The organism is Micromonospora sp. WMMD1128 (genome assembly GCF_027497235.1).
Lineage (GTDB): Bacteria > Actinomycetota > Actinomycetes > Mycobacteriales > Micromonosporaceae > Micromonospora.
In genome coordinates this window covers 1,429,734-1,449,848 of sequence record NZ_CP114902.1, presented here as the reverse complement: position 1 = coordinate 1,449,848, position 20,115 = coordinate 1,429,734, and the positions used below count along the sequence as shown (strand labels likewise).

At 74.4% G+C, this 20,115-nt stretch carries 17 protein-coding genes; 6 read left to right on the top strand and 11 right to left on the bottom strand.

The window, feature by feature from the left end; all coding sequences use genetic code 11:
• Nucleotides 1–3 precede the first annotated feature (3 nt).
• The 6 genes from O7602_RS07005 to O7602_RS06980 all read right to left on the bottom strand — a co-directional run bounded on the left by O7602_RS07005 (nucleotide 4) and on the right by O7602_RS06980 (nucleotide 5,552).
• Nucleotides 4–828 carry an alpha/beta fold hydrolase gene (locus O7602_RS07005; RefSeq protein ID WP_281587399.1) on the bottom strand — a complete coding sequence of 275 codons (825 nt, stop codon included), beginning with the start codon at nucleotides 826–828 and terminating at the stop codon, nucleotides 4–6.
• Nucleotides 825–2,237, bottom strand: coding sequence for an NAD(P)-binding domain-containing protein (locus O7602_RS07000; RefSeq protein WP_281587398.1), 1,413 nt, complete (start codon nucleotides 2,235–2,237; stop codon nucleotides 825–827). The genes O7602_RS07005 and O7602_RS07000 overlap by 4 nt, the downstream gene beginning before the upstream one ends.
• A 460-nt stretch (nucleotides 2,238–2,697) precedes the next feature.
• Nucleotides 2,698–3,399 (bottom strand): endonuclease/exonuclease/phosphatase family protein, encoded by a 702-nt coding sequence (locus tag O7602_RS06995; protein WP_281587397.1) that lies wholly within the window; start codon nucleotides 3,397–3,399, stop codon nucleotides 2,698–2,700.
• Nucleotide 3,400: 1 nt separating this feature from the next.
• Complete coding sequence (locus O7602_RS06990) at nucleotides 3,401–4,348, bottom strand: ROK family glucokinase (protein WP_281587396.1); 948 nt, start codon at nucleotides 4,346–4,348, stop codon at nucleotides 3,401–3,403.
• 73 nt (nucleotides 4,349–4,421) lie between these two features.
• A complete protein-coding gene (locus tag O7602_RS06985) occupies nucleotides 4,422–5,054 on the bottom strand; it encodes a hypothetical protein (RefSeq protein WP_281587395.1) in 633 nt (210 codons plus the stop codon).
• 42 nt (nucleotides 5,055–5,096) lie between these two features.
• Complete coding sequence (locus O7602_RS06980) at nucleotides 5,097–5,552, bottom strand: SRPBCC family protein (RefSeq protein ID WP_281587394.1); 456 nt, start codon at nucleotides 5,550–5,552, stop codon at nucleotides 5,097–5,099.
• Nucleotides 5,553–5,647: 95 nt separating this feature from the next.
• On the opposite strand from O7602_RS06980, the gene O7602_RS06975 reads away from it, so the two are divergent.
• From O7602_RS06975 to O7602_RS06955, 5 genes are all read left to right on the top strand, one after another.
• Entirely contained in the window at nucleotides 5,648–7,456 is a 1,809-nt protein-coding gene (locus O7602_RS06975) for a long-chain fatty acid--CoA ligase (protein ID WP_281587393.1), read from the top strand.
• 14 nt (nucleotides 7,457–7,470) lie between these two features.
• Nucleotides 7,471–9,165, top strand: a complete 1,695-nt coding sequence (locus O7602_RS06970; protein ID WP_281587392.1) for a GAF domain-containing sensor histidine kinase — start codon at nucleotides 7,471–7,473, stop codon at nucleotides 9,163–9,165.
• A gap of 7 nt (nucleotides 9,166–9,172) precedes the next feature.
• Complete coding sequence (locus O7602_RS06965; protein ID WP_007072219.1) at nucleotides 9,173–9,841, top strand: response regulator transcription factor; 669 nt, start codon at nucleotides 9,173–9,175, stop codon at nucleotides 9,839–9,841.
• A 194-nt stretch (nucleotides 9,842–10,035) separates the two neighbouring features.
• Nucleotides 10,036–10,848, top strand: a complete 813-nt coding sequence (locus tag O7602_RS06960; RefSeq protein ID WP_281587391.1) for an SAM-dependent methyltransferase — start codon at nucleotides 10,036–10,038, stop codon at nucleotides 10,846–10,848.
• 85 nt (nucleotides 10,849–10,933) lie between these two features.
• Entirely contained in the window at nucleotides 10,934–12,586 is a 1,653-nt protein-coding gene (locus tag O7602_RS06955) for a bifunctional diguanylate cyclase/phosphodiesterase (protein WP_281590175.1), read from the top strand.
• Nucleotides 12,587–12,704: 118 nt separating this feature from the next.
• Here O7602_RS06955 and O7602_RS06950 read toward each other — a convergent pair whose 3' ends face one another.
• Both O7602_RS06950 and O7602_RS06945 read right to left on the bottom strand, forming a co-directional pair.
• On the bottom strand, nucleotides 12,705–13,373 hold the full coding sequence (locus O7602_RS06950; RefSeq protein ID WP_281587390.1) for a response regulator transcription factor: 669 nt from the start codon (nucleotides 13,371–13,373) through the stop codon (nucleotides 12,705–12,707).
• Complete coding sequence (locus O7602_RS06945) at nucleotides 13,325–14,629, bottom strand: sensor histidine kinase (protein WP_281587389.1); 1,305 nt, start codon at nucleotides 14,627–14,629, stop codon at nucleotides 13,325–13,327. The genes O7602_RS06950 and O7602_RS06945 overlap by 49 nt, the downstream gene beginning before the upstream one ends.
• A gap of 149 nt (nucleotides 14,630–14,778) precedes the next feature.
• Between O7602_RS06945 and O7602_RS06940 the strand changes: the two genes are divergently transcribed.
• Nucleotides 14,779–16,905 (top strand): MMPL family transporter, encoded by a 2,127-nt coding sequence (locus O7602_RS06940; RefSeq protein WP_281587388.1) that lies wholly within the window; start codon nucleotides 14,779–14,781, stop codon nucleotides 16,903–16,905.
• A 226-nt stretch (nucleotides 16,906–17,131) separates the two neighbouring features.
• Here the strand turns inward: O7602_RS06940 and O7602_RS06935 are convergent, their stop codons facing one another.
• The 3 genes from O7602_RS06935 to O7602_RS06925 all read right to left on the bottom strand — a co-directional run bounded on the left by O7602_RS06935 (nucleotide 17,132) and on the right by O7602_RS06925 (nucleotide 20,078).
• Complete coding sequence (locus O7602_RS06935) at nucleotides 17,132–18,256, bottom strand: glycosyltransferase family 4 protein (protein WP_281587387.1); 1,125 nt, start codon at nucleotides 18,254–18,256, stop codon at nucleotides 17,132–17,134.
• The gene (locus O7602_RS06930; RefSeq protein ID WP_281587386.1) at nucleotides 18,253–19,512 is read right to left on the bottom strand and encodes a M48 family metallopeptidase; all 1,260 of its coding nucleotides are present in this window, start codon (nucleotides 19,510–19,512) and stop codon (nucleotides 18,253–18,255) included. Before O7602_RS06930 ends, O7602_RS06935 begins: the two co-directional genes overlap by 4 nt.
• Nucleotides 19,513–19,844: 332 nt before the next feature.
• Nucleotides 19,845–20,078, bottom strand: a complete 234-nt coding sequence (locus O7602_RS06925) for a hypothetical protein (protein WP_281590173.1) — start codon at nucleotides 20,076–20,078, stop codon at nucleotides 19,845–19,847.
• Nucleotides 20,079–20,115: the final 37 nt, after the last annotated feature.

The window sequence follows — 20,115 nt, the reverse complement described above, 5'->3', positions numbered from 1 at the left end:
CGCTCACCCGAGGGTGGGCGCCGGGTCCTTGTCCAGCCAGTCCAGGATCGCGTCGATCGGTTCCCGCCAGCGGGCGTCGAGCATCAGGTCGTGACCCATGCCGGGGAAGAGCAGCGGGGCCGAGGCGTGGCGGCGCGCCGCCCGGGTCAACGCGCTCGCCGGCAACACCCGGTCGTCGGGGCTGCCGAGCACCAGCACCGGCGGTCGGCCCACCGCCGGCTCCGGCGACCGGCCGGTGAGCAGCTGCCACTGCGCCCGGCGGCCGGCCCGGCCCAGCCGGGCCAGGTGCCGGCGAGCGTCGGCGTCGGACAGTTCCCGGCTGAACAGCTGACGCCGGTTCAGCCGCAGCCCGGCCCCGAAGACCGCCGGCAGCGTGCCGACCGGGTTGCGGCGCAGCGCCGCGCCGAACGTCGACCAGCCGCCGAGCACCGGCGCGACAAGCACCGCGGCCCGCGCCGGATAGCGGGCCAGCGCGTGTGCCACCACCCGGGCGCCGGCGCCGTGCCCCACCAGCACCGCCTGCCGCGGCAGGCTCGCCGCCACCTGCGTCACGTCATGGGTGTACGCACGCAGCGTCGCCTCCGGCGCCGGCTCACTGCCGCCGTGCCCGCGCAGGCTCAGCGCGTACGCCGGGAAGCCCCGCCCGGCGGCGTGGCCGAGCCAGTGTTCGGCGAACGCCCACGCGCCGTGCCCGAAGCCGGGCACGAACAGCAGCGGCGGCTTTGCCTCCTCCTGCTCGGGCACCGCGGCCAGCACCTCGCGGCGCACCGGCCGCTCCGGCCGCGCCCACTCCCAGGCCCGGACCACCCGCACCCGCTCGCTGGTCACCGGGGCTGCCCTCCGTTCACGCCTGCCTCCAGCTCGTACCACGCCCGTTGCAGCGCGCGCAGGTAGTCGGCGTGCCCGACCTCGAACCAGTGCCGGGTACTGTCCTTGACCTTCGCCGAGTACCGCTCACCGAGGCCGGCGCGGACCCGGCGGTCGAACGCGGCGACCCGGTCGGGGCGGGTGGCGCGCAGCGTGAGCAGCCGGGCGAAGAGGGCGCTCTGCCAGTGCGAGATGGCGAAGATGCCGGAGTCCGGCTGGACCAGGCCGACCACGGCCAGCGTGGGGTGGCCGGCGGTGAAGGCGTTCAACCACAGCCGGGGCCGCCCGGAGCCGTCCTCGTCGCCGAGCACCCGGCCCTGCATGAACTCGAAGCGCGGCAGATAGCCGGTGGCGAACACCACCAGCTCCGGGTCGATCCGCCGGCCGTCGGTCAGCTCGACCGTGCGGTCGTCGAACCGGGCCACGTCGGGCACCGGGGTGATCTCCCCGTGCCCGACGTAGTAGACGAGTTGGCTGTTGGCGATCGGGTGCGTCTCGTAGACCCGGTGATCGGGCTTCGGCAGGCCGAACCGGGTCAGGTCGCCGACGGTCAGCCGCAACGTCATGTGATAGAGCCACTGCCGCACCCGCAACGGCACCCGCAGCGCCAGCAGCGTGTCGTTGACCTGGTCGGCCGGGCGGCCGAGGACGAACTTCGGGGCGTACCAGTAGCCGCGTCGGGTGGAGTGCCAGCAGTGCGACGCCTGCTGGGCGGCCTCGACCGCGATGTCGCAGCCGGTGTTGCCGGCGCCGACCACGAGCACCCGCTTGCCGCGTAGCTGGGCCGGGTCCTTGTAGGAGGACGCGTGCATGACCTCACCGCGGAACTCCGCCAACCCCTCGTACCGGGGCAGCTTCGGCGACCAGTTGTGGCCGTTGGCCAGCACCACGGCGGCGTACCTGGAGGTGCGCTCGGGGCCGTAGCCGCCGGTGCTGCGGGTGGTCACGTCCCACCGGTCCCCCTCGACCGGCTCGACCCGGACCACCTCGGTGCCGAACCAGACGTACTGTCGCAGGTCGAAGTGGTCGGCGTAGCGCTCGAAGTAGGACAGCAACTGGCTGTGGTGCGGGTAGTCCGGCCAGTCGTCGGGCATCGGGAAGTCCGGGAACTGGGTGAACGGCCGGGACGAGATGAGGTGCGTGCTGGCGTACACCGGGCTGCGGTCGTGCCGCCAGTTCCACGCCCCGCCGACGCCTGTCTCGCGTTCGTAGCAGTCCACGCCGAAGCCGGCCTCGCGAAGGTTCTTCACCGCGGTCAGCCCGCTGGCGCCGGCGCCGATGACGCAGACCGTGTCGCCCCGGTCGGAGACCGGATCGGGGCGACCGAGATCGGGGCGACCGAGATCGGTGGGGTCGGTGGGGGAGGACACCGCGAATTCTCCTTCGTACGGCACGCGTGCCGGGTCGGTGCGAAATCCTGCCGACAATGCCCTCCGTTGTCCAGCCACCCGAGTGTCGACACCGTCCGCCCGGAGCGCATCTTCACGCTCGGTCACCGTCCGCCGATTCACTCAGAGTGAGGACAGGGCCGGGCCGACGCAGTGCCCCTCTCCCGCCTTTGCTCTGCAGCCACCGACGCAGCGCGACAATGACCTGGGCGGTCCCGGATGGAGCTTCGGGTCACACCTCGCCCCCGCAGTGACCGTGGGTATCTGATGCGTATGGGGCTGCAGAGCAAAGGCGCCAGCGATCCCCCTGCCTCACCCACCGGTATCTCACGTTCCGTAACCACCCGGACCGGCCGCGCCGCACGGCCCGCACCACCGCAGCCCGTACCGCGCGGCCACCACGCGGCTCGCGCCCGTCGGGCACCGGCCGACCGTCGTGGGGTCAGTCGGCGGCGGGCAGCAACAGGTCGACCAGGACCGGGAAGTGGTCGCTGGCCCTGCGGGTCGTCGGCGTGTCGACCACGTCGTAGTCGACCACGCTGATCCGCGGGTCGACGAAGAGCGCGTCGATGCGACGGCGCGGGTCGGCGCAGGAGAACGTGTGCCGGTCGGCCCGGTCGGCGGCGACCGCCGTGTCGGTCAGCCCGTCGGCCACGGTCCGCCAGGCCGGCCCGTCCGGCCCTTCGTTGAGGTCCGCGCCGGCCACCACCGGCAGCGTGGACGCGGCGAGCGCCCGCTTGAACGCCGCCGCCTGCGCGGGCCGCTCCGCCGGATCGGTGGACAGGTGCGAGCCGGCCAGCAGGAAGTCGACGCCGCCCACCCGGCACCGCGCGTACGCGGCCCCGCGCAGGTGCCGGCCCGGGGTCAGCGGGTAGCGCTCGCACCGGGTGTCGGTGACCCGGACGCGCAGGCTTGTCAACAACACGTTCCCCAGCGACGGCAGGCCGCCGGCGGCGAACACCAGGCCGAACGAGTCGGCGAGCGTGGCGCACTTCTGCCGCCACCGGAACCGGCGCGGTCCCTCCTGGACGATCACCACGTCCGGCGCGGCCTGCCGGACCACCTCGGCCAGCGCGGCGGTGTCGTCGCGCTGGCTGTGCACGTTGTACGACAGCACCCGCAGCGGAACTCCCGGACCCGGCACGTCAGACCCGCCGAGCCAGGTCGGCGGCGCCGATCACGCCCGCGGTGTTGCCCAGTTCGGCCGGACGCACCTCGGCCACCGGCAGGCGGCTGCGCTGGGCCAGCGCCTCCGTGAACGAGCGCCGGGTCGGGCCGAGCAGCAGGTCACCGGCGTCGATCACACCGCCGCCGACCACGAGCACCTGCGGGTCGAGGATCTGCGCCATGTCGGCGAGGCTGGTGCCGAGCCAGCGGCCGACCTGGGCGAACGCCTCGGTGGAGACCGGGTCGCCACCCTTGGCCGCGGCGGTCACCATCGGGCCGGTGATCGCCTCGGCCTCACCGTCGGCCAGCTCCAGCAACGCGGTGGCCCGGTGCGGCTCCTGCCGGGCGGCGGCCCGGGCGAAGCGGACCAGGGCGCTGCCACTGGCGTACTGCTCGATGCAGCCCAACCGGCCGCAGCCGCACTGGTGGCCGTCCGGCACGGTGAGCATGTGCCCCAGCTCGGCCGCGATGCCGTTGGCGCCGCGGACCAACTCGCCACCGAGCACGATGCCGCCGCCGACCCCGGTGCCGATGGTGAACATGACCATCGAGTCGTCGGCGTCGCGCGCCGCGCCGTAGCGGAACTCCGCCCAGGCGGCCACGTTCCCGTCGTTCTCCACGATCACCGGCAGGCCGGTGGCGTTGCTGACGTAGGAGCGCAGCGGCTCGTCCCGCCAGGCCAGGTTCGGGGCGAAGAGGACGGTGGAGCGGGCCGCGTCGATCCAGCCGGCCGCGCCGATCCCGACCGCCTCGACGGTACGGCCGGCGGACAGCTCGGTGACCACCTCGATGATGACGTCGCGGGTCTTGGCCACGTCGTCGGCGGGGGTGTCCCGTCGCGTCTGCACGAGTACCGCGCCGGTGTCGTCCACGACACCGCCGGCCACCTTCGTGCCACCGACGTCGACTCCGATGGTCAGCGTCACCGCCGCCACTCCCCTCTGCTGTGCTGCCCCGGCACCGGCCGAACCGGCCGTGCGTACCCGGGATGTCCGGTGGTCAGGCCCCGTCGCCTGGTGCGTCCGCGCCCGCCTCCCCGGACGCCCGCGAGGCGGGCACCACGGGACGACCGGCCGGCGGCCGGCTCGCCGCCGGCTCGTCCCGAGTGGCGGCGGACCATACGTCCTGCTCGGGCGCCGGCTGAGAATCATGCCCGGTACGGGTCGCCTCGCGCCACACGTGGTCACCCGCGCCGGCCGGCGCGGGACCACCGGCACCCGCGGGCGTCGTGGTCGCCGCCGGCTCGTCGCGTCCGTCCGGTCCGGCCGGCTCCGCCGGTTCGGGCCGTTCGGCCGGTTCGCCAGGTGCGAAGGCCCGCAGCACGCTTGCCACGCCGGCCGCGAGGTCACCGGCGCCGGTGGCGAGCCGCTCGGCGAACTCCGGACTCGGGTCGCGCAACGCGGCGATCCCGCGGCAGACCGGGCAGACGCAGCATTCCGGCGACCCGGTGGCGAAACCGGCGGCTCCGCCGGAGGCGTTGCCCCCGGCCGTGTGACCGAGGACACCCGAGAGGATCCCACCGAGCGGGCCCCCGGGGCCGGACGGGGTGGTGGCCAGCCGCGCGGCGGCCAGCAGACTGACGACGAGGCGCTCGGCCTCTTCCCGGGCCGAGCCCGGATCGGTGGTGCCCATGGCGCGGCTCCTCAAGCGTGACGACCGGGACGGCGAACGGAATCAGTCTGCCGCACCGGGTGTTTCTACCCGGCGCTTGAGCTGCTTCAACGCCGCGTCCATGATCATTTTTTCGGCCTTGCGGCGGAACATGCCGAGCATCCCCACCGACAGCTCCACCTCGAGCGTGTAGGTCACCGTGGTCGTCCCGTCCGGGTTGCCCACCAGGTCGTACGACCCGTGCTGGGACCGCTGCATCTTCGACGGCGCGACCAGGTGCCACTCGATCCGGGAGATGTCCTCGGCGTACTCGTAGGCGAGCACGTACTCGTCGGCCAGCACGCCCGCGTCGAGCGTGAACCGGACCTGGCTGGCGTAGCCGTCCTCGTACTCCTCGACCACCTCGGCCGCGCGCACCGCCTCGGTCCACTCCGGGTAGCGGGGGAAGTCACAGATGACCGCCGCCACCCGGTCCGGTGACGCGCCGATGGTGATCGACTGGGTGGAGGAGTCCGCCATGGGGGGAGGCTACCCGGCCGCCCACCCGCGCGGGCGGGTAGGTTTCGACTGAGCCGACCACGCCGGCCCGCCGGCGCGAGCACGAGGGAGTGCAGGTGCGCGAGTTCTCCGTCCCGCCGATCGTCACCGTCGGCGACGCGGCCAACCTGACCGACCCGGTCTGGGACAACGCCGAGGTCGCCCCGGACACCGTGCAGTTCGTCCGGGTCGCCGGCGACGCCGGAGCGCCGTCCCGCACCGAGGTGACCTGCCGGCAGTTCCGGGACGAGGTGGTCGCGGTGGCGCGGGGCCTGGTCGCGGCCGGCGTCTCCCCCGGCGACCGGGTCGGCCTGATGAGCCGCACCCGCTACGAGTGGACCCTGCTCGACTACGCGATCTGGGCCGCCGGCGCGGTCACCGTGCCGATCTACGAGACGTCGAGCGCCGAGCAGGCCGCCTGGATCCTCGGCGACTCCGGCGCCGTGGCCGTGGTGGTGGAGAGCACCGCACACGCGACCCTGGTCGCCGGCGTCCGGGACCGGCTGCCCGAGCTGCGCGAGATCTGGCAGATCGAGCTGGACGCGGTGACCCGACTGGTCACCTCCGGCGAGTCGGTGGACCCGGCCGAGATCGAGGTACGCCGCTCGATGCTCAAGGCCGACGACATCGCCACGATCATCTACACCAGCGGCACCACCGGCCGCCCCAAGGGCTGCGTGCTGACCCACCGCAACATCTACGCCGACATCGCCAACGCGGTGCCGGTGCTGCCGAACCTGTTCCGGGAGGGCGCCTCCACCCTGCTCTTCCTGCCGCTGGCGCACGCGTTCGCCCGGCTCATCCAGGTCGGCGTGGTGCAGGCCCGGGCCACCATGGCGCACTGCGCGGACACCAAGGACCTGGTCGGTGAGCTCCAGGAGTTCAAACCGACGTTCGCGCTCTCCGTACCCCGGGTCTTCGAGAAGGTCTACAACGGCGCCCGGCAGAAGGCCGAGGCCGACGGCAAGGGCGCGATCTTCGACCGGGCGGAGAAGGTCGCCATCGCCTGGAGCGAGGCCCAGGAGCTTCCCGGCGGGCCGGGGCTGGCGCTACGTGCCCAGCACGCCCTCTTCGACCGGCTGGTCTACGGCAAGCTGCGCGCGGCGCTCGGCGGCCGGTGCCGCGACGCCATCTCCGGCGGCGCGCCGCTCGGCGCCCGGCTCGGGCACTTCTTCCGCGGCGTCGGGGTGACCATCTGCGAGGGATACGGCCTCACCGAGACCGCGCCGGCAGCCGCCGCCAACCTGCCCACCGGCACCCGGATCGGCACGGTCGGCCGGCCGCTACCAGGCGTCACCGTCCGGATCGAGGACGACGGCGAGATCCTGATCTCCGGCGACATCGTCTTCCAGGGCTACTGGCACAACGAGACGGCCACCGCCGAGGCGCTCACCACCGACGGCTGGTTCCGCACCGGCGACCTGGGCCAGCTCGACGAGGACGGCTACCTCAGCATCACCGGCCGGAAGAAGGAGATCATCGTGACCGCCGGCGGCAAGAACGTCGCCCCGGCGGTGCTCGAGGACCAGGTGCGGGCGCACCCGCTGATCAGCCAGTGCGTGGTGGTCGGCGACCGCCAGCCGTTCATCGCGGCGCTCGTCACCATCGACGAGGAGGCGCTGCCGAAGTGGCTGGCCGGGCACGGGCGCCCGGAGACCACCACCGCGGCCGACCTGCGCGACGACGAGACGCTGCGGGCCGAGATCCAGACCGCGGTCGACCAGGCCAACCAGACCGTCTCCAAGGCCGAGGCGATCAAGGTGTTCCGGATCCTGCCGCAGGACTTCACCGAGGCGACCGGCGAGCTGACCCCGTCGCTGAAGGTCAAACGGCAGGTCGTGCACAAGACGTACGCCACGGAGATCGCGGAGATCTACCGGCGCTGACTACCATCCGTCAGGTGCCCGCCTCCACATCCGGACAGCCGCAGACGCAGCTCCTCGCGGCTGCGGCCCGCGCGGTCCTCCTCGCGCTCGTCGCCGCCCTGACCCTGCTCGCCACCCGCGAACCCGCCCAACTCTGGTGGATCGCCCTGCTCGGCGTCGCCGGGCTGCCCGGCGTACTGGCCCCGCAGCACCGGCTGCTGGCCCCGATCAGCCGCTTCGCCGAGGTGGTGGTGCTCGGGCTGGCCGCCAGCCAGGTCGCCGCCGACACCCAGCTCACCGGCGTGACCGGCGGGCTGGGCGCGTCGGCGGTCCTGCCGTACCTCGCCGTGCCGGTCACCGTCACCGCGCTGCGCCGCCGGTTCCGCGAGGGTGCCGCGCTGCTCGTGGTGGCCGCGGCGACGCTGCTCGCGAGCGCCGCGTTCACCGAGGTCGGCGGTGAGCCGCAGCTCGGCCAGGTCGGCTACCTCGCGGTCTGCGCCCAGTGGCTGATCCTCGCCGCCCTCGGCCTCTACACCGCCGGCACGCTCCAGCGGGTGATGCGGGTCCGCGGCGAGAGCAAACCCCAGCCGTACGCCGAGGCGACCCGCCTGCTGACCCAGCTGCGGACGGTCGCCCGCCAGCTGCCCGGCGCCACGCTCGACCCGGGGGGCATCTCCGAGCACCTGCTGGAGGAGCTGCGGATGGTGGCGAAGACCGACCGCGGCGCGGTGCTGTCCGCCAGCGGCGGCGGCCGGCTGGTGGTGCTCGCGCAGATCGGCGCGGACCGGGTCGACTGGGAGACCACGCTCGACGCCGACTCGGCCATCGCCGACGCCTGGGCCAGCCAGCAACCGACCGTCTCGGCCCGCTCGCAGGCCCGGTCCCGGCGCTCCGGCGAGGTGTCCGCCCTGATCGTGCCGCTCGTCGCCGGCGTGCGCACGGTCGGCCTGGTGGTCATCGAGGCGGACGCCGGCGCCGCGTACCCGCCGCCCGTGGTGTCCCGGGTGACGGCGCTCACCGGCCCGGCCGCGCTGCGGCTGGAGGCCGCTCTGCTCTTCGACGAGGTGCGCTCGCTCGCCACCAACGAGGAGCGGCAGCGGCTGGCCCGGGAGATCCACGACGGGGTCGCCCAGGAGCTGGTCATGGTCGGTTACGGCATCGACAACGCCCTGGCCACCGTGCACGACGACGCCGAGGAGACCGCCGACTCGCTGCGCACGCTGCGCCAGGAGGTCACCCGGGTGATCCAGGAGCTGCGGCTCAGCCTGTTCGAGCTGCGCAGCGAGGTGGACCGGCACGGCGGCCTGGCCGCCGCCATCGCCGAGTACGCCCGCACCGTCGGCGCCTCCGGCGGACTGCGGGTGAACCTCTCCCTGGACGAGTCGACCGCCCGGCTGCCGGCCGCCACCGAGGCCGAGTTGCTGCGCATCGCGCAGGAGGCGGTGACGAACGCGCGAAAGCACGCCGGCGCCTCGAACCTCTGGGTCACGTGTGAGGTTGATCCCCCGTACGCCCGGATCGAAGTGTCGGATGACGGTCACGGCATCGGTGACCAGCGGCCCGAGGGGCACTATGGTCTTGCGATCATGGCGGAGAGGGCGGAACGTATCCGAGGCCGGTTGGAGATCAGGCCGCGGCAACCCAGCGGCACAACCGTGGCGGTGCTACTCGGTTCGTCGCCCCGGCGCGATAAGGTGCGCGGCAGCGCCGCAGCAGCAGAAGGGGAGTAACCCGAGGATGACCACTAGCCCGACACCGGCCACCCGTACCAAGGTCCTCCTTGTCGACGATCACGACCTCATCCGCAAGGGTCTGCGGCACGCCTTCGAGCGGGACCGGCAGTTCGAAGTCGTGGGCGAGGCCGCCACGGCCGCGGAAGGCGTGCGCCAGGCCGGCGCGCTCCAGCCGGACGTGGTGATCATGGACCTGCGCCTGCCCGACGGCAGCGGCCTGGAGGCCACCCGTGCGCTGCGCAAGTCCAGCGCGTCGATGGGCATCGTCGTGCTCACCATGTATGCCGGTGACGACCAGCTCTTCGGCGCCCTGGAGGCGGGCGCGAGCGCGTTCGTGCCGAAGACCGCCCCGGCCGACGAGGTGGTGGCCGCCGCCCGGCACGCCGCCTCCTCCCCCAGCGCGTTCACCGCGGCCGACCTGGCCGAGGCGATGAAGCGCCGGCTGGCGCCGTCCGGCCCGCAGCTCTCCCCCCGGGAGGGCCAGGTGCTGCGGCTGCTCGCCGACGGCATGAGCGTGGCCGGCATCGCCAAGCAGCTCTTCGTCAGCGAGTCGACCGCCAAGACCCACATCTCCAAGCTCTACGAGAAGCTGGGCGCCGCAAACCGGGCCCAGGCGCTGATGACCGCGCTGCGGCTGGGGCTGCTGGAGGCCCCGGACGCGCCGAAGTTCTGACGTCCGTCGCCGCGGGGCCCCGTCCGTACGCCGGACGCGGGCCCCGCCGCACGTCCGGGCGGGGCGACCGCGTACGGTGAGCGGCCGGACGCGGAGCGACTGTGGTCTTTGCACCGCGACGGTGGGCGGGCAGAATACCCGGTGATCCGCGCGGCGGTGACGCCGCGCGTCGCCGACACCCAAGGGGCAGGGACATGCAGCGGCCGGACTGGGCACCGGAGACGATCGACATCGAGCGCCCGAGCGTGGCCCGCATGTACGACTACTACCTGGGCGGCTCGCACAACTTCGCGGCCGACCGGGCCGCCGCCCGGGCGATGGTGGAGGCGGTGCCCGAGGCCCCGCTGATGGCCCAGGCCAACCGCGCCTTCCTGCGCCGTGCCGTGCACCACCTGCTCGACGCCGGGGTGCGCCAGTTCCTGGACATCGGCTCCGGCATCCCGACCGTGGGCAACGTGCACGAGATCGCCCAACGGGTTGATCCGGAGTCCCGGGTGGTCTACGTCGACGTGGACCCGGTCGCGGTGGCGCACAGCCAGGAGATCCTGGCCGGCAACGAGCGGGCCGTCGTGGTGCGGGAGGACCTGCGCCGCCCGGCCGCGATCCTCGACCACCCGGACGTCACCCGGCTGCTCGACCTCTCCCAGCCGGTCGCGGTGCTGATCGTGGCGGTGTTGCACTTCATCCCCGACTCCGACCGCCCGGAGGAGATCCTGCGGACGCTGCGCGCGGCGCTGGCGCCCGGCAGCCACCTGGTGCTCTCCCAGGCCAGCGACGACGGCCGGGCCGGCACCGGCGAGCGGGCCGAGGCGGAGCGGGTCTACCGGCGCACCGACAGCCAACTGTTCATCCGGGGCCGGGCCGAGCTGACCGCGCTCTTCGCCGGCTTCGAGCTGGTCGACCCGGGTGTGGTGTGGGTGCCGCAGTGGCGGCCGGACGCCCCCGACCAGGCGGAGAACGCCGAGCGGGCGGTCTTCATGGGCGGGGTCGGGCGGCTCGGTGGCTGAGGACGTGACAGGGGCCGCCGGGCGCCGCCCCGGCGTGTTCGCCCGGGCCTGGGCCAAAGCGGTCTCCGGGACCAGCTACCTGCCGATGACCCAGGCCCAGCTGGAGGAGGTGCTGCAACGGCTCACCGAGCGGCTGGCGGAGGCGATGCGCGCCGACCCGTTCGACCTGCGGATCGGCCATCAGGTGGGCGCGGAGCTGGTGCAGTCGCACATCACCTCCGCCGAAGGACTCGGCCGCACCGTCGAGGTGATCCAGCTCCGGCTGGTCCGCGACCTCGACCTGGACATCGACGACGCCGAGGACCGGATGGCCCGGTTGCTCGCCACCGTCGCCACCGGGTACGCCCGGGCGCTGCGCGACCGCACGCTCGACGAGCAGGAGTCCATCCGACGGGCCGCCATGATGGCCCGGGCGCAGGCCGAACGGGCGCTGCGGGACAGCGAGGCCCGGTTCCGGCACCAGGCCACCCACGACCCGCTTACCGACCTGCCGAACCGCACCCTGTTCACCGAGCGGCTGACCGCCGCGATCGCCACGCCCGGCCGGGGCGCCGACCGGGTCGGCGTCTGCTTCCTCGACCTGGACCGCTTCAAAGTGGTGAACGACTCCCTCGGCCACCAGATCGGCGACTCGCTGCTGGTCACGGTGGCGCACCGGTTACGCGGGGCGCTCGGCGGGCATCTGGTGGCCCGCCTCGGCGGCGACGAGTTCGTGATCCTGGTGGAGCGCACCGCCGGCACCGACGACGCGGTGAAGGTCGCCGAGGCGGCGCTGGACGCGATCCGTGAGCCGGCGCTCGTCGACGGGCACGAGCTGACCGTGTCGGCGAGCGTCGGCATCGTGGAGCGCCCGGTGGCCGGCACCTCGCCGATGGAGCTGATGCGCGCGGCGGACAGCACGCTGCACTGGGCCAAGGCCGCCGGTGGGGCCCGCTGGGCACTGTTCGACGCCGACCGCAACCGCCGCGAGCTGGCCCGGTACGCGCTGTCCGCGGCGATTCCCGCCGCCCTCGACCGGGGCGAGTTCTACCTGGACTACCAGCCGCTGACCTCGTTGCGTGACGGCCGGGTCCTCGGCATGGAGGCGTTGGTGCGCTGGCGCCACCCGGAGCTGGGGATCCTCCGGCCGGACAGCTTCATCCCGCTGGCCGAGGAGACCGGGCTGATCGTGCGGTTGGGGAGCTGGGTGCTGGCCGAGGCGTGCCGCGAGGCCGGCACCTGGTCGACTGCGGGTGCGGACGCCCCGTTCGTCAGCGTCAACCTGGCCGTGCGTCAGCTCCACCGGCCCGACCTCGTGCCCGAGGTGCAGGGCGTGCTCGGCCGCACCGGCCTGCCCCCGGAACGGCTGCAACTGGAGATCACCGAAAGCACCATGATGAGCACCGTGGTCGAGCCGGTCCGGGCCCTGCGGGTGCTCGGTGACCTCGGCGTCCGGGTGGCCATCGACGACTTCGGCACCGGCTACTGCAACCTCGCCTACCTGCGGGACCTGCCGGTGAACGAGCTCAAGGTGGCCGGCGAGTTCGTGACCGGGCTGCGGGCACCGGCCGGTGACCCGGGCCGGGGCACCGACGAGCGGATCCTCGCTTCGCTGGTCTCGCTGGCGCACGCCCTCGACCTCACCGTCACCGCCGAGGGGGTGGAGACGGCCGACCAGGCGGACCGGTTGCGCGACATCGGCTGCGACGCCGGACAGGGCTGGCACTTCGGCCGCCCCGGCCCCGCCCCCCGGAGGTAAGGAGGGGCCCCCGCTTAACGCCTCCGGTATAGCAGGGGCCCCCGCTTAACGCCGCGCACCGCGCAGCGGGCAGCGGGCGGCGGGCAGCGGGCAGCGCAGCGGGCGGCGGGCGGTGTGGTCAGCCGGCTGGGCGGCGGGTGTCGGAACCGTCCAGGTAGGCCAGCACGGCCAGCACCCGCCGGTTGTCGTCCCCGGACTGCGGCATCCGCAACTTGCTGAAGATGTTGTTGATGTGCTTGTCGACGGCCTTCGCGGTGACGAAGAGCCGGGCGGCGATGGCCGCGTTCGACCGACCCTCGGCCATCAGCCCGAGCACCTCCCGCTCGCGCGCGGTCAGCTCACCGAGCGGCTCGGCGCCGGCCCGGCGGGCCAGCAGTTGGGCGACCACCTCCGGGTCCATCACGGTGCCGCCGGCCGCGACCCGGCGCACCGCGTCGACGAACTGATCCACGTGCGACACCCGGTCCTTGAGCAGGTAGCCCACCCCGCCCCGCCGGTCGGCGAGCAGCTCCCGCGCATAGAGCTGCTCGACGTGCTGGGACAGCACGAGCACCGGCAGCCCGGGCAACTCGGCGCGGGCCCGCACGGCCGCCTGCAACCCCTCGTCGGTGAACGTCGGCGGCAGTCGTACGTCGATCACCGCGACGTCCGGCCGGTGCGTGGTCAACGCGGGCAGCACCGACGGTCCGTTGTCGACGGCCGCCACCACCTGGCAGCCGAACGCCTCCAGGATCCGGGTCAGCCCGTCCCGGAGGAGGGCGAGGTCCTCGGCGATGACAACTCGCACGGCAACTCCATGCTGATGACGGTGGGCCCACCTGCCGGACTGGTCACCGCCATCGTGCCATCGAAGGCGGCCAGCCGTCGGCCCGTACCGGCCAACCCTCCGCCCGCCCCCGACGTCGCCCCGCCGCGGCCGTCGTCACCGACCACCATGATCAGCCGCCCGGCGGTGTACCGCAGCTCCACCCACGCCCGGGTCGCCCCGCTGTGCTTGCCCACGTTCGCCAGCGCCTCGGCGACCGCGAAGTATGCCGCCGACTCGACCGGGGCCGCCGGCCGGCCCGGCAGGTCGACGGTGACCTCCACCGGCAGCGGCACGGCGAGCGCCAGTGCCCGTACCGCGCCGGGAAGGCCGCGTTCGGCGAGCACCGGCGGGTGGATGCCGCGGACCAGGCCGCGCAGCTCGGCCAGGGCCTGGCCACTTGTCTCCCGGGCCTCGGCGAGCAACCGGCGGACCGCCGCCGGGTCGTCGCCCACCAGCTGCTCGGCCAGGCCGATGCTCATGCTCAACGCGACCAGCCGGGCCTGCGCGCCGTCGTGCAGGTCCCGTTCGATCCGGCGCAGCTCGGCGGCCTGCGCGTCCACCGCCTCGGCCCGGGTGACGGTGAGCTGCCGCACCCGCAGCGCCAACTCGGCGCCGCGGGTCGGCGGCAGGAAGAGGCCCGCGAACCGGACGTGCAACCAGACCAGCCACCGCCCGGCGGCCACGCCGGCGATCAGCAGCAGCGCGCCGGTCGGGAAACAGAGCAGAGCCTGGACGGTGTTGTCGATCGGCCAGAACGGACCGTAGCCGTACCAGAGGCCGGCGGTGTGCAACACCATCGGCAGACCGACCAGCCCTTCCAGGCCGTACGCCGGCAGGGCGAACGCGACCAGGCAGACCGCGCCGGTGATCGCGCCCGGCAGTAGCCAGGCCAGGTCCCGCCAGGTCGCCGGGTCGGACACCACCCAGCGGAACCGCCGCCAGGTGCCGAATCGCGCGCCGTCCGGCGCCGGGAGGTAAGGCGTGGCCAGCTCCATGCCACCCCAGCGGGCCAGCCGGCGGTGCAACCCGGCGCAGAGCCGGACCCCGGCGGTGACCACCGGGAAGAGCGCGAAACCGACGCCGAAGACCGGGATCAGGCCCAGCGCGACCACGGACAGCACGAACAGCGCCACGTGCGTGCCCAACGACAGCAGCGCGATCAGCAGCCCCTGGACGACGGTGATCACGCCGGGCCGCAACCAGACCCGGAGTCGTACGCGTGCCGAAGCGTCCACGAACGTCATTCTCCGGCACGGCCGCCCGGATTCCGGTGGTGCTGGCACCACCCGAGGAGGCGGGTCGGCACCCCTGACCGCGGGCCCGCCGGTTCACAGGATCTAGGGAGCCCGGCGGTACACCCGGGCGACGAACGAGAGGAAACCCGATGTTCCCGCACCGAACGGCCGGCCCACCGGCCGGACGCCGTGGCAAGTATGCCGTCCTCGTCCTCTGGTTGGTGCTGCTCTCGGTCGCCGGCCCACTCGCCGTGAAGCTGGGCGAGGCACAGGACAACTCGACGCTCGGCGCGCTGCCGGCCGGCGTCGAGAGCAGCCGGGCCGCACAGCGGGTCGAGGCCGCGTTCCCCGACTCCCGGCGGCAACTGGCCATCGCCGTGTACGTCCGCGACGGCGGCCTCACCGCCGCCGACCGGGCCCGGGCCGACGCCGACCGGGCCGCCTTCGCCGGGTACGCCGAGGGGGGCGTGGTGTCCCCGCCGGTGCCGAGCGCGGACGGCCGGGCACTGCTGTTCTCGCTCCCGGTGAGCGTCGACGAGGATCGGCGCGCCGACGCAGTGAGCGCCATGAAGGAGCGACTGGCCGAGGACGTGCCGTCGGGTCTACGGACCGCGCTGACCGGCGACGCCGCCGCCGAGAGCGACGTCTTCGACGCGTTCGGGGGGATGGACGGCGCGCTGTTGCTGGCCACCGCGGTCACCGTCGCCCTCCTCCTGCTGGTCACCTATCGCAGTCCGGTGCTGTGGCTGGTGCCGTTGATCGCGGTGGGGGTCGCCAACCAGCTCGCCGCCGGCACCGTCTACCTGCTGGCGCGGCACGCCGGGCTGGCCGTGGACTTCCAGAGCCAGACCATCCTGACCGTGCTCGTCTTCGGCGTCGGGGTGGACTACGCCCTGCTGCTCATCGCCCGCTACCGGGAGGAGTTGCGCCGGCACGCCGACCGGCACGCCGCGATGGCGACGGCGCTGCGCCGCTCGTACGGCGCGATCTGCGCCTCCGCGGCGACGGTCGCGCTGGGTCTGCTCTGCCTGCTCGCGGCGGACCTGCCGGCGACCCGTGGGCTGGGCCCGGTCGGCGCGGTGGGCATCGTCGCCGCGCTGCTCGCGATGACCACGCTCCTGCCGGCGCTCCTGGTGCTGCTCGGCCGGTGGGTGTTCTGGCCGTTCGTGCCCCGGTACGCCCCCGGCGCGGACGCCGACGACCGCGCCGCCGACCACGGGGTGTGGCGGCGGATCGCCGGTCCGGTCGGCCGCCGGCCACGGCTGGTCTGGGTGGGCACCACCGCCGCCCTGCTCGTGCTGACGCTCGGCATCGGCAACCTCAGCCTCGGCCTGCCCGACGACGAGTCCTTCACCACTGAGGTCGGCTCGGTCACCGGGCAGCGGCTGATCGCCGACCACTATCCGGGCGGGTCGGCCGCGCCGGTCGAGGTGGTGGCCGCCGCCGACACGGCGGACCGGGTGGTGGCCGCCGTCGGCAGGGTGCCGGGCGTCTCCGACGTCAACGAGCCACAGCGGTCCGACGACGGGCGCTGGGTCCGGGTCACCACGGTCCTCACCGACGCGCCGGACAGCGCCGCGGCCCGGGACACGGTGACCCGGCTGCGGGACGCCGTGCACGCCGTACCCGGCGCGGAGGCGCTCGTCGGCGGGCGCACCGCAATGCTGATCGACGAGCGACGCACGGTGGACCGGGACAACCGGGTGGTCATCCCGCTGGTGCTCGCCGTGGTCCTGGTGATCCTGGTGCTCCTGCTCCGGGCGCTTGTCGCCCCGCTGCTGCTGATGGCGAGCGTGATCCTGACGTACGCGGCGGCCATGGGCGCGGCCGGGCTGCTGCTCGGGGCACTGGGCCACCCGCACCTGTTCGTCGGGATTCCCCTCCAGGCGTTCCTGTTCCTGGTCGCCCTCGGCGTGGACTACACGATCTTCCTGATGACCCGGGCCCGGGAGGAGACGGCGCTGATCGGGCACCGGGCCGGCGTGCTGCGGGCGCTCACCGTCACCGGCGGTGTGATCACCAGCGCCGGCGTCGTGCTGGCGGCCACCTTCGGCGCACTGCTGGTGCTGCCGCTGGTGCCGTCGGTGCAGACGGGGGTGATCGTGGGGGTCGGCATCCTGCTCGACACGTTCCTGGTGCGCAGCCTGCTGATCCCGGCGCTGACCCTGGACCTGGGCGTCCGCACCTGGTGGCCGGGCCGGCTCGCCCACCGCCCTGCCGGGCGTGAGCAGGGGGCCCCGCTTAACGCCTCCGGTAGAGAAAGGGCCCCCGTTTAACACGTCGCTGTCGATACACATGCGCCGTCCGCCCGGAGCGCCACGACCTCGTCCTAGGGACGAGGGACGGCGCGCTCGGGGGGCGGGCGGACGGCGCGCCCGGACGTGGGCGGGCGGACGCGCCCGGGCGTGGGCGGGCGGACGCGCCCGGATGTGAGCAGGCGGACGCGGCCCGCCCGGGGGTGGTCAGGACATCAGGCTTGGGCGGGTGGCTCGCTCGGCGTCGTCAGCCGGCGAGCAGGGCGGCCATCCGCTCGGCCTGGGTCTCCCAGCGCCACTCCCGCTCGACCCAGGCGCGGCCGGCCGCGCCGAACTGACGAGCCAGGTCCCGGTCGGCGAGCAGGGTGGCCACCCGGTCGGTGAGCTGGGCGACGTCCCGGCCGGGGACGACGTACCCGGTCTCGCCCTCGCGGACGGCGTCCGGCGCCCCGCCGGAGTCGCCCGCCACCACCGGTAGCCCGGTCGCGCTGGCCTCCAGGTAGACGATGCCGAGGCCCTCCACGTCCAGGCCGCGGTTGCGGGTGCGGCAGGGCATCGCATAGACGTCGCCGGCCGCGTAGTGCGCGGGCAGGTCGGCCGCCGGCACCGAGCCGGTGAACACGACGTCCCGTTCCACCCCGGTCTGCCGGGCCAGCTTCGCGAGCGCCGCCCGGTAGGGTCCGCCGCCGACCACCAGCAGCGCGGCGTCCGGCACCCGGCGGCGGATCTCGGGAAACGCCCGGATCAGCGTGTCCTGACCTTTGCGCGGCACCAGCCGCGATACGCACACCACCACCGGCCGGTCGGCGAGCCCGAGACGCGCCCGGACCGCGCCGCCGTCGACGTCGGGGTGGTAGGTCTCCACGTCGACACCGGGCGCGAGCCGACGCAGCTCGGTCAACCCGTCCAGGGCACGGGCCAGCCGGACCCGGGTGTATTCACCGAGGTAGGTGGTGACGTCGACGCCCCGGCCGATCCGGCGCAGCGCCGTCCGCGCCCCGGGCAGCGCGGCCCACCCGACCTCGTGGCCGTGGGTGAGGGCCACGGCCCGCCGGATCCCCGCCCGCCGGCGCAGCCCCGGCGCCAGCAACCCCAGCGGGGCCGCCGCGCCGAACCACACCGTGTCGCAGTCGTACGCCCGGGCCAGCCGGGCCGCCCGGTGAGCCACCAACGGCGTGGGCAGCAGCACCTTGGTGCGTTCCCGGACCACCTCGAACGGCTGGTCGGCGTCGAACTTCTCCGCCCCCCGCCAGCTCGACGCGTAGACCACCACCGACCCGGGAGGCTGGCGCACCGCGAGGTTGTGCACGAAGGACTGGATGCCGCCCGGGCGGGGCGGGAAGTCGTTGGTGATCAGCAGGGTGCGGCTCATCGAGCGTGCTCCCGGGCGTACGCGCGGGCGGCGGCCATCCGCTCCACGGTGGACGGGTGGGAGGCCGACCACAGGTGTTCCCAGCGCGGCGGATCGGGGTCGCCCAGGTTGACCCCGGCCAGCCGGCGCTGCATCGCCTCGAAGGTCGCCGGGTCGCCGGTGAGCGCCAGCGCGTGCGCGTCGGCCCGGGCCTCGACCCGGCGGGAGACAAGCGCCTGCACCGGGGTGGCGAGCAGGCCGGCGACCGTGACCAGCGCGATCAGCAGCGGGAACGCCCGCGGTTGGGCGATCGAGTCGACGCCGGCCAGGCGCAGCAGCGGCGTCCAGGAGCCGACCAGGTAGAGCGCCACCACGGCGGCGGCGGCGCCGAGCGCGCCGATCAGGGTGCCGGTCCACACGTCCCGGTCCTTGGCGTGCCCCAGCTCGTGCGCGACCACGCTCGTCACCTCCGCCGGCTCGGCCTCGCGCAGCAGGGTGTCGTAGACCACCACCCGTCGGGTCGGCCCGAGCCCGGAGACGTAGGCGTTCACCGCCCGCGTCCGCCGGGAGGCGTCGGCGACAAGCACGTCGCGGACCGGGACGCCGTCCCGGGCGGCCATGGCGGTCAGCTCCGTGCGCAGCGGGCCGGGCTCCATCGGGGTGAACTTGTTGAACACCGGCTCGACCAGCACCGGCAGCACGAACGACAGGACCACCACCAGGGCGGCGGCTCCGGCCGCGCCGAACGCCCACCACCAGCGGGGGGCGAGCCGGACCACCGAGTAGAAGCCGAGCAGCACGAGCGCGCCGATGACCGCGCTGACCGCGTACGACTTGAGCAGGTCGACCGTCCAGCCGCCCCAGCCCTGGGTGCTCAGCCCGTAGCGCACCAGCACGGTGTGCCGCCAGGCCGAGAACGGGAGCGTGAGCAGGTCGGCGAGGAACACGACGCCAAGCCCGCCGAGCACCGCCTGGGCGACCCAGTGCCCGCCGAAGGGCCGGCCGGCCAGCTCGACCAGGCGCCCGCCCAGCGGGGTGAGCCCGAGCAGCAGCGCCACCACCAGCCCGAGCGCGAGGGCCGACCAGCCGGCGGGGCGCAGCGCGCCGTGGAACGCCCGGCCGCGGGCCACCTGCTCGACGGGGAGCGCCCGCAACGCGGCGAGCTGGTCGGCGCGGGGTGCCGGCGGGCGGCTCCACGGCACCAGCAGCGCCACGGCCACGACCAGCGCCACCGCCAGGCCGGCCAGGGTCAGCAGCGCCCAGCCGCGCGGGGTCACCACCCCACACCGCCGTCGCGACCCGTCCGCGTCATGCCGCTCCCCTCCCGCTGTGACCGCCCATCCTATTGCCCGCTCCCGGCGGAGGGCCGCGGTGCCCGAGCGGACCCGACAGCGGGCGGGACGACGGGCGCGAGCGGCTCGGACGACCCGGCGGCGGGAGCCCGACACGCCGGGCGAACGCCGCCCCGGGCGAACGCCGCCCCGGGCGAACGCTGCCCCGGGCGACCCGACGGTAGGAGCCCGACACGCCGGGCCAGCGCGGCCCCGGGCGACCCGACGACGACGCGCGCACGAGCCCGGACGACCCGGCGGTGCGCGTGTGGGCGGGCCTAGGCCACCCGGCGGCGGGCGGCGCGGCGGGGCGCGGGTGCGGGTGCGGGTGCGGGTGCGGCCGTCAGTGGCAGCACCTCGACGTCGAAGCCGGCACGGGCGAAGACCTCGATCGCGCGGTGCTCGGCCGGACCCAGGTCGGCCGTCGGCGAGTCGGGGTCGAGCAGCGCGGTGACCAGGCAGCCGGAGCAGCCGGCGCCGCGGATGCCGCAGCCGTCGCAGTCGATGAGCATGAACGCCTCCTGACGCGGTCGCCGGTGGCGGTCGGGG

Excerpts from the sequence above, each read along its gene's own strand:
- O7602_RS06985 (WP_281587395.1), bottom strand. The coding sequence starts at position 5,054 with ATGGGCACCACCGATCCGGGCTCGGCCCGGGAAGAGGCCGAGCGCCTC.
- O7602_RS06980 (WP_281587394.1), bottom strand. The coding sequence starts at position 5,552 with ATGGCGGACTCCTCCACCCAGTCGATCACCATCGGCGCGTCACCGGAC.
- O7602_RS06965 (WP_007072219.1), top strand. The coding sequence starts at position 9,173 with ATGACCACTAGCCCGACACCGGCCACCCGTACCAAGGTCCTCCTTGTC.
- O7602_RS06960 (WP_281587391.1), top strand. The coding sequence starts at position 10,036 with ATGCAGCGGCCGGACTGGGCACCGGAGACGATCGACATCGAGCGCCCG.
- O7602_RS06955 (WP_281590175.1), top strand. The coding sequence starts at position 10,934 with ATGACCCAGGCCCAGCTGGAGGAGGTGCTGCAACGGCTCACCGAGCGG.
- O7602_RS06940 (WP_281587388.1), top strand. The coding sequence starts at position 14,779 with ATGTTCCCGCACCGAACGGCCGGCCCACCGGCCGGACGCCGTGGCAAG.
- O7602_RS06935 (WP_281587387.1), bottom strand. The coding sequence starts at position 18,256 with ATGAGCCGCACCCTGCTGATCACCAACGACTTCCCGCCCCGCCCGGGC.
- O7602_RS06925 (WP_281590173.1), bottom strand. The coding sequence starts at position 20,078 with ATGCTCATCGACTGCGACGGCTGCGGCATCCGCGGCGCCGGCTGCTCC.